Origin of the sequence: Flavobacterium sp. CG_23.5, assembly GCF_017875765.1 — a bacterium.
In the GTDB taxonomy this organism is placed as follows: Bacteria; Bacteroidota; Bacteroidia; order Flavobacteriales; family Flavobacteriaceae; genus Flavobacterium.
Genome location: NZ_JAGGNA010000001.1, coordinates 1,920,451 through 1,934,718 on the forward strand (window position 1 = coordinate 1,920,451; position 14,268 = coordinate 1,934,718).

Genomic DNA, 14,268 nt, shown 5'->3' on the forward strand with positions numbered 1-14,268 from the left:
AAATTAATAACTAAAAAAACACACAATGGCACATAATATAAAACCGGGCGTAGCTACGGGAGATCAAGTACAAGAAATTTTTAATTACGCAAAAGAGAAAGGATTTGCTCTTCCAGCTGTGAATGTTACGGGATCTAACACAATAAATGGCGTTCTTGAAACTGCTGCAAAACTTAATGCTCCGGTCATTATTCAATTTTCTAATGGGGGAGCTCAGTTCAATGCTGGAAAAGGACTTTCTAACGTTAATGAAAAAGCTGCAATCGCAGGTGGAATAGCTGGTGCTTTACACATTCATACTTTGGCGGAAGCTTACGGAGCAACCGTTATCCTTCATACCGACCATTGTGCAAAAAAATTATTGCCTTGGATTGATGGTTTATTGGATGCTTCAGAAAAACATTTTGCTGAAACAGGAAAACCATTATTCAGTTCTCATATGATCGATTTATCTGAAGAGCCAATCGAAGAGAATATTGAAATTTGCAAAGGATACTTAGCAAGAATGAGCAAAATGGGAATGACATTGGAAATCGAACTTGGAATTACAGGTGGTGAAGAAGATGGTGTTGACAACTCTGATGTTGACAGTTCAAAATTATATACACAACCGGAAGAAGTTGCTTACGCATACGAAGAACTTTCGAAAGTAAGCCCAAGATTTACAATAGCAGCCGCTTTTGGAAATGTTCACGGTGTTTACAAACCAGGAAATGTGAAATTGACACCAAAAATCTTAAAAAATTCTCAAGATTTCGTTCAAAACAAATTCAATACAGGACCTAATCCCGTAGATTTTGTTTTCCATGGTGGTTCCGGTTCTACATTGGAGGAAATCAGAGAAGGTATTAGCTACGGTGTAATAAAAATGAATATCGATACTGACTTGCAATTTGCATTTACTGAAGGTATTCGTGATTACATGATCAAAAATATTGACTATTTAAAAACTCAAATTGGAAACCCAGAAGGTTCTGATGCTCCAAACAAAAAACATTACGATCCAAGAAAATGGTTGCGTGAAAGCGAAATCACTTTCAATACAAGACTTGAACAAGCATTTGCTGACTTGAACAACGTGAATACACTTTAAGTTATAAATTTTGAGTTATGAGTTATGGATTATAGCTTATAACTCATAACTCATAACTTATAATTTATAATTACAAAAATATGGCTTGGTTTAAAAGAAAAGAAAAAGGGATTACAACTCCTACTGAAGACAAAATGGACATCCCAAAAGGTCTTTGGTACAAATCTCCTACTGGAAAAATTATTGATGCCGATGAATTGGCACGTAACTTATATGTAAGCCCTGAAGATGGTTTTCATGTCAGAATTGGAAGTGAAGCCTATTTTCAAATTTTATTTGACAATAATGAATTTGTTGAATTAGATAAAAACATGACTTCTAAAGACCCTTTGCATTTTGTGGATACAAAAAAATATGCAGACCGGTTAAAAGATGTCATGGAAAAAACCAAACTTAAGGACGCAGTACGTACAGGAGTTGGAAAATCAAAAGGTAAGGAATTGGTGATTTGCTGTATGGATTTTGCCTTCATTGGTGGTTCGATGGGAGCAGTAGTAGGTGAAAAAATCGCAAGAGGAATTGATCACGCTATCCAAAACAAACTGCCATTTGTTATGATTTCAAAATCAGGTGGAGCAAGGATGATGGAAGCGGCATACTCGTTAATGCAATTAGTAAAAACATCAGTAAAGCTGGCGCAACTTGCCGAAGCAAAATTACCTTACATTTCACTTTGTACTGACCCAACCACTGGTGGAACAACTGCTTCTTACGCCATGCTAGGAGATATTAACATTTCTGAACCAGGCGCATTAATCGGATTTGCAGGACCAAGAGTTGTGCGTGACACGACCGGTAAAGATTTACCTGAAGGTTTTCAGACTGCTGAGTTCCTATTGGAACATGGTTTCTTAGATTTTATAACGCCTAGAAAAGAATTGAAAGACAAGATTAACTTGTACATTGATTTAATTCAAAACAACGAAATAAGATAAATTCAAATCCCGAGATAATCGGGATTTTTTTTGTTTAAAAATAACAAACAAAAACAAAGCGGCTTTCAAATATTTTGAAAGCCGCTTCTATATTAGATCTATAATCAAAATTATTAAAACCTACATTCCCGTTCTGATCGCTTCAACAGGATCTAATTTTGAAGCGGCAATAGCAGGGAGGATTCCAGATATCAAGCCAATTAATGCAGCAAGGCCAGTTCCCAAGAGAATATTTCCCATGCCTAAAACGAATTCAAAATCCACCAATTTTGTTAAAACAACGGAAATTATCCAAACTAACAAAAGCCCAATTATTCCACCAATTACAGAAAGTATAATTGCTTCAAATAAAAACTGAAACAAGATGAACCTGTTTTTCGCACCCAATGATTTCTGGATTCCAATTAAATTAGTGCGTTCTTTTACAGATACAAACATAATATTGGCAATACCAAAACCTCCAACAAGTAGAGAAAAACCACTGATAATCCATCCCACAACGTTCATTTGTCCTAAAATACCATCAATAAAATCGGTGAAACCGGAAAACACATTAATAAAAAAATTGTCAATTTCCCCCGCTTTCAATCCTCTGTAGCTTCTTAATTTTTGCGATATTTCACCCTTGTAAGCTTCCATATCAACCCCTTTTTCAGGTTTTAAAATAATCACATTAGTTGATGACTTATTACTGTCCCCGTATAATTGACGAACAAAATTAACGGGAATAAAAACAGTGGTATCATTACTGTCTCCAAATAATCCTGCACCTTCTTTTTTCAAAATACCTATTACCGTAAAGCGTTTCCCGTACAAACGTACATTTTTTCCTATGGGTTCTAAATTTTCAAACAATGATTTAGCAATTTCATCTCCCAAGACAATTACAGTCGCACCAGAATTAGCTTCCGATTCGTTATAGAATCTCCCCTTCTCAAACTCCAGCCCTTGAATATCTATAAATTCGTGTGAAACCGGTACAACATTGACGTCACTTACCGTTTTAGAATCATATTTAATAGATTCTCTTTTGGTAAATATTTGATATCCCATTTGGGCCGTATTAGTCATAGTACCTTTCATATAGGTATATTCATCATACTCCACATTAGGAAACTGCTCCCTCTTCCATTGTGGAATATCCGAGGGTCCAAAAGAAAATTTCATTAAATAAATAGTGTTTTTATCTAAGCTGCTTAAATCCTTTGTAATTTTTCTATCTAAAGAATCTACGGCTGCAAGTACAGCTATTATAGAAAAAATACCTATGGTAACACCCAATAAAGAAAGCAAAGTCCTTAATTTATTGTTTGTTAAAGCATTCATCGCAAAACTGAAACTCTCTTTTAATAATCGAAAATAGACTAACATACAATCATTTTTGTGTTAAGGTAAAATTCAATAAATTTTATTCTAAATCCTAATCAAAACCTATCTTCCAGTTAGTATGATTATTTAAGATAATGTTACGAACGATGATAGAAATTTATAATCAAAAAAAAACTATTTTTGCATTTTATAATTATAACTACACAATGAGCACAACTAAAACTATTCAATCTGCATTAATTTCGGTATTTTCTAAAGAAGGGCTTGAACCTATTGTAAGAAAATTACACTCTCAAAATGTCATACTTTATTCTACAGGTGGGACTGAAGATTTTATAAAAAACCTTGGAATTCCTGTAATACCAGTTGAGGATGTAACTTCATACCCTTCCATTCTTGGTGGCAGAGTAAAAACATTACACCCAAAAGTTTTTGGAGGTATTTTAAATCGTCAAGACAACGAGAGTGATGTACAACAGATGGAAGAATTTAATATTCCGCAAATTGATTTGGTTATTGTTGATTTATATCCTTTTGAAAAAACAGTCGCTTCAGGAGCCAGTGAAGCTGATATTATTGAAAAAATTGATATTGGCGGAATTTCATTAATTCGCGCTGCCGCAAAAAATTTCAAGGATACCGTAATTGTGGCTTCAGTGGACCAATATGGTTTGCTTTTAGATTTGATTACGAATCAAAATGGAGCAACAACTCTTGAAGACAGAAAGTTGTTGGCAACAAAAGCTTTTCATGTTTCCTCTCATTATGACACTGCTATTTTCAATTACTTCAATACTGACGAAACAATATACAAACAAAGTATTGCTAATGGACAAGTACTGAGATACGGAGAAAACCCACATCAAAAAGGGTTTTTCTTTGGCGATTTTGACGCTATGTTCAAAAAACTTCACGGAAAAGAATTGTCGTATAACAATTTATTAGATGTAGATGCTGCCGTTAATTTGATTAATGAATTCAAAAATGACGGACCTACATTTGCCATATTAAAACACAACAATGCTTGCGGATTAGCTACAAGAGCAACAATAAGCGAGGCATACAACGTTGCTTTGGCTTGTGACCCCACTTCAGCATTTGGAGGAGTATTGATTTCAAACACAAAAATCGATGTTGAAACTGCTACAGAAATAAATAAATTATTTTGCGAAGTTGTTATCGCTCCTGAGTTTGATGCTGAGGCTATTGCCATTTTACAAGAAAAGAAAAACAGAATTATATTAGTTCAAAATGAAGTAGTATTACCACAAAAGCAAGTTCGTTCTTGCTTGAATGGAGTTTTAATTCAAGAAAGAAACAGTATTACAGACAATAAAGACGACTTAAGGACCGTTACTAATACAGCGCCTTCAGAACAAGAAGTTGAAGATTTAATTTTTGCTTCTAAAATTTGTAAAAACACAAAATCAAACACGATTGTTTTTGCAAAAAACGGTACACTTATAGCCTCTGGCACAGGACAAACATCAAGAGTTGATGCCTTATTACAAGCCATAGAAAAAGCAAATAATTTTCATTTTGACTTACACGGAGCCGTGATGGCAAGTGATGCTTTCTTTCCTTTCCCCGATTGTGTGGAAATTGCAAAAGAGGCAGGTATTACTGCAGTAATTCAGCCCGGTGGATCAATAAAAGACGAATTGAGCATCAATTATTGCAATGAAAATAAAGTTGCAATGGTATTTACTGGAACGCGTCATTTTAAACATTAATTTGTTTAACTTTGCCCGTCTCAAATTTATAACTTTTTAACCCCTAAAAAACTTATGGGATTTTTTGATTTCATGACCGAGGATATCGCAATAGATCTTGGTACCGCAAATACTTTAATCATACATAATGATAAAGTTGTAATTGACAGCCCTTCAATAGTTGCTCGTGATAGAATATCAGGCAAAATCATTGCTGTGGGTAAAGAAGCAAGCATGATGCAGGGTAAAACGCATGAAAATATTAAGACAATTAGACCTTTGAAAGATGGTGTAATTGCAGATTTCGATGCTTCTGAAAAAATGATAAGCTTGTTTATAAAAAGCATCCCAGCATTAAAGAAAAGGATGTTTACTCCCGCATTAAGAATGATTGTTTGTATTCCTTCCGGTATAACCGAAGTTGAAATGCGAGCGGTTAAAGAATCATGTGAAAGAGTTAACGGTAAAGAAGTTTATTTGATACATGAACCTATGGCAGCAGCAATAGGTATTGGAATTGACATCATGCAGCCAAAAGGAAACATGATTGTAGACATAGGTGGTGGAACTACTGAAATTGCTGTAATCGCATTAGGTGGAATTGTATGCGACAAATCAGTGAAAATTGCAGGTGATGTATTCACCAATGATATCGTTTATTATATGCGTACCCAACACAACCTTTATGTTGGAGAAACTACTGCTGAAAGAATAAAAATTCAAATCGGTGCCGCAACAGAAGATTTAGAAACTCCTCCTGAAGACATGTCAGTTCAAGGTAGAGATTTATTGACTGGTAAACCAAAACAAGTAGAAGTTTCGTATCGTGAAATTGCAAAAGCATTAGACAAATCAATTCAACGAATTGAAGATGCTGTAATGGAAACTTTATCTCAAACACCTCCAGAATTAGCAGCGGATATCTACAATACAGGGATTTATCTTGCTGGAGGAGGATCGATGTTGAGAGGTCTTGACAAAAGAATTTCGCAAAAAACAGATTTACCTGTTTACATTGCCGAAGATCCATTGAGAGCTGTAGTTAGAGGAACTGGTATGGCGCTTAAAAACATCACAAAATTCAAAAGTATTCTTATAAAATAACAAATTCCAATTTTTCAAATTCCAATGGTAATCAGATACTTTTGGAGTTTGGAATTTGATTTTTTTAAAAATTTTTAATTAAAAAAAATGCAGCAAATATTTAATTTTATTTTTAAAAACAGTAATCGTATACTGTTTTTGCTGCTTTTGGGTATTTCGTTAACTCTTACTATTCAATCCCATTCTTTCCACAGAAGTAAAATAATCAGTTCCGCTAATTTTTTAAGCGGAGGTGTTTATGAAAAAGTGAATAATCTCCACGAATACTTAAATTTAAAAACTCAAAATGATGCACTTGCTATTGAAAATGCAAAATTAAAAAGTCTTCTATTTAATAAAAAAGACACCACTGCAATAAAAAAATTAGACAGCTTAAAAGGAGTAAAACCATCCGATATCATAGTTTCAAAAGTGATTCATAATTCTTTCAATGTACATGAAAACTATTTAACTTTAAATTCAGGCGAAATCCAAGGTTTAAAACCAGACATGGGAGTAATCAATGACTTGGGAATTGTAGGTATCATTGATAACACATCACCAAACTACTCCACTGTGGTGAGTATTTTAAATATAAAATCTCAAATAAACGCAAAGATTAAAAAATCCAATCATTTCGGTTCTTTAATTTGGGATGGGAAAAATACAGGCTTCGTGCAATTGATTGATGTTCCAAGACTAGCTGCTGTTAGAAAAGGAGATACGATTGTAACCGGTGGACAATCGGTAATATTTCCTGAAAACATAAACATTGGAACTATTGATAAAATCTACACAGATAATCAAACTAATTATTATACATTGAATGTGAAACTTTTCAATGATATGACCAATTTAGGGCACGTTTATATCATTAAAAGCAAAGACCGCGAAGAACTTAATAATTTAGAAAAAAAAGAAAAAAATGAATAGCACTTTGTTAGTCAATATTTTTCGATTTGTTCTGTTATTAGCAGTTCAAATTGTTATTTTCAATAACATGAATTTTTTGGGCTACATAAGTCCTTTTCCATATATACTTTTTATAATATTATATCCTGTAAATGGCAATAAATCAGGATTATTAATTGCCAGTTTCCTTCTTGGACTTATCATGGATATGTTTTCTAATTCAGGAGGTATCCACACGACGGCTTGCTTAGTCCTCGCGTATTTTAGACCTTTTATATTCAAATTTTCATTCGGTTTGAGTTATGAATATCAAACTATCAAATTAAATGATGTTTTAACTCCAGAACGATTTTCTTTTATATTGCTTTCCGTTGTTATTCACCATTTCACGTTGTTTATCTTCGAAGCTTTTCAGTTTAGCTTCCTTTTAGACATTTTACTTCGAGCTCTATTAAGCTCAGTGTTTACTATACTAATTTGCATAATAATAATATATCTTATTAAGCCAAACAGAAGATGAGAAAAGTATTGCTGCCTTCTTTAATCATTGTTGCAGCGTCATTGCTAGTGATACGGATATTCTTTTTGCAATTTGTTGATGATTCATTCAAACTAAAATCAGATAATAATGCCATTAAAATAAAATATGATTATCCGGAGCGAGGTTATATTTATGATAGAAATGGGAAATTATTAGTTGCCAATCAAGCTTCTTATGACATCATGGTGATTCCAAGAGATGTAAAAGACATTGACACTACCGAGTTTTGTCAATTATTGGATATCACCAAGGAGGATTTCCTAAAAAGAATGGCTAAAGCCAAAATATACAGTCCGCGATTACCTTCTGTTTTTTTACCTCAATTAAACAAAAGTGAATTTGCGGCTTTTCAAGAAAAAATTCGAAAATTCGAAGGCTTTTACTTTCAAAAACGTTCTTTACGAGACTACGAGGTAGATTACGGCGCCAATGTTTTTGGATTTATTACTCAAGTAAACGAAAAATTAGTTGCGAAAAATCCCTATTATAACAGTGGCGATTTAATTGGAAGGCAAGGAGTTGAAGAAAGTTACGAAGATATTTTACGAGGGATAAAAGGGGTAAAATATTTTCAAAAAGACAAATACAATAAAGAAATTGGCTCTTACAAAAATGGCAAATACGATACAATTGCTGTTCAGGGCGAAGATATAAATCTTACTATTGATGCTGAACTTCAAAAGTATGGTGAACAATTAATGATCAATAAAAGGGGAGGCATCGTTGCCATTGAACCTAAAACTGGGGAAATCCTGGCATTGGTCACTGCGCCATCTTATGACCCTTCCATTTTAGTGGGTAGAAAAAGATCTAAAAACTATACGCTTTTATATCATGACTCTATCGCTAAACCACTATACGACAGAGGTCTTTTAGCGGAATATCCTCCAGGATCTCCATTTAAAATCCTTACAGGTCTGGTTGCGCTGCAAGAAGGAGCAGTAAATGAACAGACTACTTTTATGTGCCGCCATGGTTTTAGTTATGCAAGAGGACGATTCATGAAATGCCATGGTTTTGGTCCACATCAATTGCATAATGGAATTTACAATTCCTGTAATACCTATTTCGCTAGCGCTTATATGCTAACGATAAATAAATATGCCAAACCAGCTTATGCTGTCGATGTATGGAGTAATCACGTAAAAAGCTTTGGATTAGGCCAATTTATGGGATATGATTTGCCAACAGGAAAAAAAGGAAACATTCCTGATTCAAAAACATATAAAAAAATCTATCCTAACGGAGGTTGGAGAAGCACAACAATTGTATCTAACGCCATTGGTCAAGGAGAAGTTTTAATGACACCCATTCAGCTTGCGAACATGATGGCAACAGTTGCTAATGAAGGTTATTATTACACGCCTCATATCATCAAGAAAATTCAAGGAAAAAGTATAGATAAAAAATTCACCACAAAACATGTAACTACTATAGATCGAAGATATTTCAAACCTATGATAAGTGGTCTATTTGATGTTTATAATCTGGGAACAGCTAGTTCATTGCGTGTGGAAGGAATTGATATTTGCGGTAAAACCGGTACAGCAGAGAATTTTGCTAGAATAGGCGGTAAAAGAATACAACTAAAAGATCACTCTATTTTTGTTGCTTTTGCACCAAAAGACAACCCGAAAATCGCAATAGCAATCTTAGTCGAAAACGGTGGATTTGGTGCAACAATTGCAGGTCCGATAGCCAGTTTGATGATTGAAAAATATTTAAGAACAAAAATCACGAGAACTGATTTGGAGACGCGAATATTAGCAACAAGTTTACAAGATCAATATGCCATATTAGGCGGAATTAAAGAATCTAGCGCGATTGAAACTACGCCTAAAGATTCTGTATTAAATAAAAAAACCACCGTAGTTCCAACTGTTAAAGCTACTACTCCAATAGTTAAAATAGATACTACAAATCAAAATTAATAAGCCATATTTTTTCAAATGAAAAACCAAAGCATAAAAAATAATCTCGACTGGATATGTATTATTATATATGTCTCACTTGTAATTATGGGATGGCTAAATATTTATTCTTCTTCGTTATCATCGATGGAAGGAACATCTGATAAGCAGCTTATTTTTATAATACTTACGATTCCATTAATTTTTATCTTACTGAATGTAGATGGTAAATTCTATGAAAAATACGCGAGTATAATTTTTGGATTCGCACTGCTTTTATTAGCAGGTCTATTTGTTTTTGGAAAAACAATAGCAGGACAACGTTGCTGGTATGCTATTGGTGGATTTACTTTACAGCCCTCTGAATTTGCTAAAGCCGCCACCGCATTGGCATTAGCCAAATATTTAAGTGATCCACAAATTAACTTAAAAGAAGTCAATAGACAAGTTCAAGCGTTAGCTATTGTTTTGCTACCGGTTATGTTAATCTTACCTCAACCGGATCCCGGGAGTGCTTTAATCTATAGCATCTTTATTATTGTTCTATATCGCGAAGGACTTCCTTCCTGGTATGTTTGGACTGGATTTGTAACCATTCTTTTATTTGTAATGACATTGATATTACAACCGCAATATGTAATCTTGATTGCTTTATTAGTCATACTATTAATTCATTTCAAATCTCGATTAGGCAACAGAAACATTGTATTAAGCAGCATACTATTTGCATTAATTTCAGGCTTTGTTCTGTCAGTAAATTATGTTTTTACCAATGTTTTTAAACAACATCATCGCGATCGTTTTAATATTTTATTAGGTAAGACTGTCGACTTAAAAGGAATAGGATACAACACAAACCAATCTGAAATAGCAATTGGTTCAGGTGGCTGGTTTGGAAAAGGATTTCTTGAGGGCACACAAACTAAAGGAGGATTTGTACCGGAACAACATACCGATTATATATTCACGACAGTAGGAGAAGAATGGGGATTTGTGGGTTCGCTAGTCGTTATTGGACTGTTTGTCGGGTTATTTCTAAGAATAATTTATCTCGCCGAAAGACAAAAAACTAAATTCAGCAGAGTTTACGGTTATTGTGTAGCGGGAATTTTATTCATCCATTTCTTTGTGAATATTGCTATGGTAGTAGGCATATTCCCCACGATTGGTGTTCCACTTCCGTTCTTTTCTTATGGTGGTTCTGGGCTTTGGGGATTCACTATTTTATTGTTTATCTTTATTAAAATGGATGCCAATAAAGTGAATGAATGGTAAAGAAAAATTTGCAATAAATAAAACCTGATTAAACTTTAATTAAAAACTCCAGGATTTATAATCATGACTGCTTTCTAATTTAGCTTCGATTTTATCATCTAGTTTAGGAAAAAAGTCTATCCCTGTCATCTTTTCGATACTGTCAACAGAAATGACAAAATCATATAATGGCTTGTCGCTTGGCTCATTCGGCACTAGGAAGGCAATCATTTTCATTTTATTTCCCGAATTACTGAATAAAACCTTGTAAAAATATTTAGGAACTGAAACGTTTTCCTTTCCGATAGTTTCTAATGAATTTTGTAAAACCCCACCGGTAACTACATAAATTCCATCATATTTTACAGACCAATACCGAACTTTCTGTTCCAATCTATTCCAAACTCCATCATTAAAATCATGGATCTGTGGAGATATATTTGAAGTGAAAAAAGTATCGTTATATGCCTCTAAATCAAAATCCATATCCCCAGCCGGACATAAATGGCCTTTGTCGTACCCTGAATTTTTATAATTCCTCCAATCAGCTGAGCCCGTTGTAACTTTGGGATCTTCCACAAAAAAGGGTCTTTGAAAATGATTATTTCTTATATACGACTTCTTTAATTCATAAGCAACCCACTCTGCTTGTTCAAATTTCTCATTATAAGAGAGCGTATAATAAGTATGTTTAATAATTTGATTGGTAGTCGAAGAAGGCAAAAAATCAATAATTTTATTCGGATTCGATGGACTATTGTCTAATTCATTAGTCAAGGAAGTGCCATCAAACACGGAACTTTCCACTACTTGATTTCGGTTGCAAGAGAAAAAAATACCGACTAGAAGTAATGCAATTGAATATATGTGTAGATATTTATTTTTCATTTCTATTTATAAAAAATTATAATTAAACGCAACTAAAAACTAATGCACTAGATTGTGAAATCAATTCTTCAATAGACTTCCAAAAATAATTTGGTGCCTAATAATGAAAAATCGACAACTCGAATAAATACAAATGGTCTATTACTAAAAACGCTCCAGAAAACTAGTTTCTTGGAGCGCAATTTAATTAATATTAAAAAAATAAGCATACTATAGCAAATTATGATTTAGCTAGTTTGCCTTTTTTTAATTTATTAGCAGTAGGAATAGCTTTTTTTACAATAGTTTTTGATTGCAAATCATCTAAAACATTTAGTGCTTCTTCCACATAAATATCTTTAGACAACGCTTCATGCCATCTGTCGCGTTTCTCTTTTAAAACTACGTCTTTATCAAACTCCGCTACTTCATAAGGCAATGAAGTGAACTTAAGCGTGTTTTTATAGTCGTAAAGTGGTTTATACTTTTTAGCTTTTTCTTCAATTGCATTTTGAGCCGTTTTAAATTTTTCAATATTTAAACTATAAGTATTGTCCTCACTTCTACTGTCTATCCATTTTGCATTTTCTTCAATCAATTGAAATTGGGAACTTTTTGCAATTCTGTTCTTACTATTAGCAATAGCCTGATTAAAATTAGCCGTTTTGTTCCAAACGGTATAAGCTGCTGGGTCAATTTTATCCCAAGGCATCGCATTATCTACATCGCGTTCACCCATTTTTAAATAAGCATATCTATCCGGCATAACAATATCGCTACTAACACCTTCAAGTTGAGTTGACCCCCCATTTATTCTATAGAATTTTTGAGTTGTTGTTTTGATGGCACCTAAATCTCCAACGGAACTACTACGAACAAATGTGTTTAAATCAAATACATTTTGTACCGTTCCTTTCCCGTAGGTTTGTTTACTTCCAATTATAATTCCTCTTTTATAATCCTGTATTGCAGCTGCCAAAATCTCAGAAGCTGAAGCAGAAAAACTGTTAACCATGATTACCAAAGGACCGTCCCATTCAATTTTACTATCTCTGTCAAACAACACTTCTTTCTTTTTTCCAGCAGATTTGATTTGGACAATTGGTCCTTGCTCAATAAATAATCCTGCAATATCTACTACGGTTGATAAAGAACCACCACCATCATCACGAACATCTAATACAATACCGTTTACACCCGCCGCTTTCAAACGTTCTACTTCTTTAGCAATATCTTTTCCGGCATCTCTACCATCTTTATTTTCAAAATCAATGTAGAATTTCGGTAAGTATATAACGCCGTATTTCAATCCGTTTTTATTAACAACACTTGATTTGGCATAGGTTTCTTCAATTTCTACAATATCTCTTATTATAGAAATAACTTTAATCGTTCCGTCCACTTTTTTTACTGTAAGACGCACTTCAGTTCCTTTAGGTCCTTTAATTTTCTTAACAACATCATCAAGACGCATCCCAACCACATCTACAGGCTCTTCATTTCCTTGAGCAACTTTCATTACTAAATCTCCTGCCTCGAGTTTTTTTCCTCTCCAAGCCGGTCCTCCTGAAATAAGTTCTGAAATTTCAGTAAAATCATTTTTCTTTTGAAGACGCGCTCCAATTCCTTCTAATTTTCCACTGATACTTACATCAAAACGTTCCTTTTCTTCAGGAGCGAAGTAATTAGTATGAGGATCAAAACGGGCTGTAATTGAATTAATATAAACAGAAAACCAATCGTTTCTATCTAAATCTTTAATAAAACCAAAATATTCATCCAATGATTTTATCGCATTTTCTCTAGTTTCTTTCTCTAATTGTTCGAAAGTTTTTGGTTTGCCATTATCTGACGTTGTTGCACTTTTATCTTTTTCAGAATTAATTATATCAACTTTAAATTTCTCTCCTTGCTTATCAACATTCAAAGAATCTTTAGTTTCTGCAATCCCATTCTTTTTATTCTCTTGTATTTTTAAACGTTCAGTCAGTGAAGAAAGAGCAGATAGTTTAATTTGCTTACGCCATTTATCTGCAAGTTCTTTGCTATCCTTTGCATACGGAGCTTTTTCATAATCCGTATTAAAATTCTCGTCAACTTTAAAGTCAAACGGCTGGCTTAAAACACTTTTATAGATTTTTTTGCTCTCCTCCATTCTTTTCATCAAACGATCATAAGTAAGATTGAAAAAAGTCAAATCTTTATTTAGCAATTCATCGTCTAATTCCGTTTGATATTTGGAAAACTCATCAATATCAGACTGCAAGAAAAATCGTTTAGACGGGTCTAAAGCTTGAATGTAATCTTTATAAATACCTTTAGAAAAAGTATCATCTATGGCAGCAGGATTATAATGTCCTTTTTGAATTACAAAAGTTAATAACTCCAAAAGCAATTTATCTTTATCGGGGTCTGTATCTTTTGTTGCATTAATTTTGAACGCAAATAGCGATATCGAAAGACACGCAACAACAAGAAGTATTTTATAATTTCTTTTCATATAGTCAATAATAGTATTCATCAATTTTTAGTCTAAATTACGGTAAAAACTATGCCAACGTTAACAAGGGCTGCATAATTTTTTGTTAAAGATATAAAATTGTTTTTTTTATTTTAAGTTTACTAAATCAAG

The 14,268-nt window shown here is 33.5% G+C and carries 11 protein-coding genes; 8 read left to right on the forward strand and 3 right to left on the reverse strand.

Annotation, left to right across the window (positions count from 1 at the left end):
* Positions 1–25: 25 nt before the first annotated feature.
* Both fbaA and accD read left to right on the forward strand, forming a co-directional pair.
* A complete protein-coding gene (fbaA, locus tag H4V97_RS08235) occupies positions 26–1,093 on the forward strand; it encodes a class II fructose-bisphosphate aldolase (RefSeq protein ID WP_196848955.1) in 1,068 nt (355 codons plus the stop codon).
* Between the two features lie 80 nt (positions 1,094–1,173).
* A complete protein-coding gene (gene accD, locus H4V97_RS08240; protein WP_196848954.1) occupies positions 1,174–2,028 on the forward strand; it encodes an acetyl-CoA carboxylase, carboxyltransferase subunit beta in 855 nt (284 codons plus the stop codon).
* Between the two features lie 120 nt (positions 2,029–2,148).
* On the opposite strand, the gene H4V97_RS08245 is transcribed toward accD, so the two are convergent.
* Positions 2,149–3,399, reverse strand: coding sequence for an ABC transporter permease (locus tag H4V97_RS08245; protein ID WP_196848953.1), 1,251 nt, complete (start codon positions 3,397–3,399; stop codon positions 2,149–2,151).
* A 164-nt stretch (positions 3,400–3,563) separates the two neighbouring features.
* Here H4V97_RS08245 and purH point away from each other — a divergent pair, with 164 nt between their 5' ends.
* The 6 genes from purH to rodA all read left to right on the forward strand — a co-directional run bounded on the left by purH (position 3,564) and on the right by rodA (position 10,790).
* On the forward strand, positions 3,564–5,090 hold the full coding sequence (gene purH, locus H4V97_RS08250; protein ID WP_196848952.1) for a bifunctional phosphoribosylaminoimidazolecarboxamide formyltransferase/IMP cyclohydrolase: 1,527 nt from the start codon (positions 3,564–3,566) through the stop codon (positions 5,088–5,090).
* Between the two features lie 54 nt (positions 5,091–5,144).
* Entirely contained in the window at positions 5,145–6,173 is a 1,029-nt protein-coding gene (locus tag H4V97_RS08255) for a rod shape-determining protein (RefSeq protein WP_196848951.1), read from the forward strand.
* Positions 6,174–6,260: 87 nt separating this feature from the next.
* Positions 6,261–7,085, forward strand: a complete 825-nt coding sequence (gene mreC, locus H4V97_RS08260) for a rod shape-determining protein MreC (protein ID WP_196848950.1) — start codon at positions 6,261–6,263, stop codon at positions 7,083–7,085.
* A complete protein-coding gene (locus H4V97_RS15860; RefSeq protein ID WP_196848949.1) occupies positions 7,078–7,584 on the forward strand; it encodes a rod shape-determining protein MreD in 507 nt (168 codons plus the stop codon). Before mreC ends, H4V97_RS15860 begins: the two co-directional genes overlap by 8 nt.
* Positions 7,581–9,536 carry a penicillin-binding protein 2 gene (gene mrdA, locus H4V97_RS08265; RefSeq protein ID WP_196848948.1) on the forward strand — a complete coding sequence of 652 codons (1,956 nt, stop codon included), beginning with the start codon at positions 7,581–7,583 and terminating at the stop codon, positions 9,534–9,536. The genes H4V97_RS15860 and mrdA overlap by 4 nt, the downstream gene beginning before the upstream one ends.
* 18 nt (positions 9,537–9,554) lie before the next feature.
* Positions 9,555–10,790, forward strand: a complete 1,236-nt coding sequence (gene rodA / locus H4V97_RS08270; RefSeq protein WP_196848947.1) for a rod shape-determining protein RodA — start codon at positions 9,555–9,557, stop codon at positions 10,788–10,790.
* Positions 10,791–10,829: 39 nt separating this feature from the next.
* Here rodA and H4V97_RS08275 read toward each other — a convergent pair whose 3' ends face one another.
* Both H4V97_RS08275 and H4V97_RS08280 read right to left on the reverse strand, forming a co-directional pair.
* A complete protein-coding gene (locus H4V97_RS08275; protein WP_209549439.1) occupies positions 10,830–11,657 on the reverse strand; it encodes a DNA/RNA non-specific endonuclease in 828 nt (275 codons plus the stop codon).
* A gap of 220 nt (positions 11,658–11,877) precedes the next feature.
* Positions 11,878–14,157, reverse strand: a complete 2,280-nt coding sequence (locus H4V97_RS08280; protein ID WP_209549440.1) for a carboxy terminal-processing peptidase — start codon at positions 14,155–14,157, stop codon at positions 11,878–11,880.
* Positions 14,158–14,268: the final 111 nt, after the last annotated feature.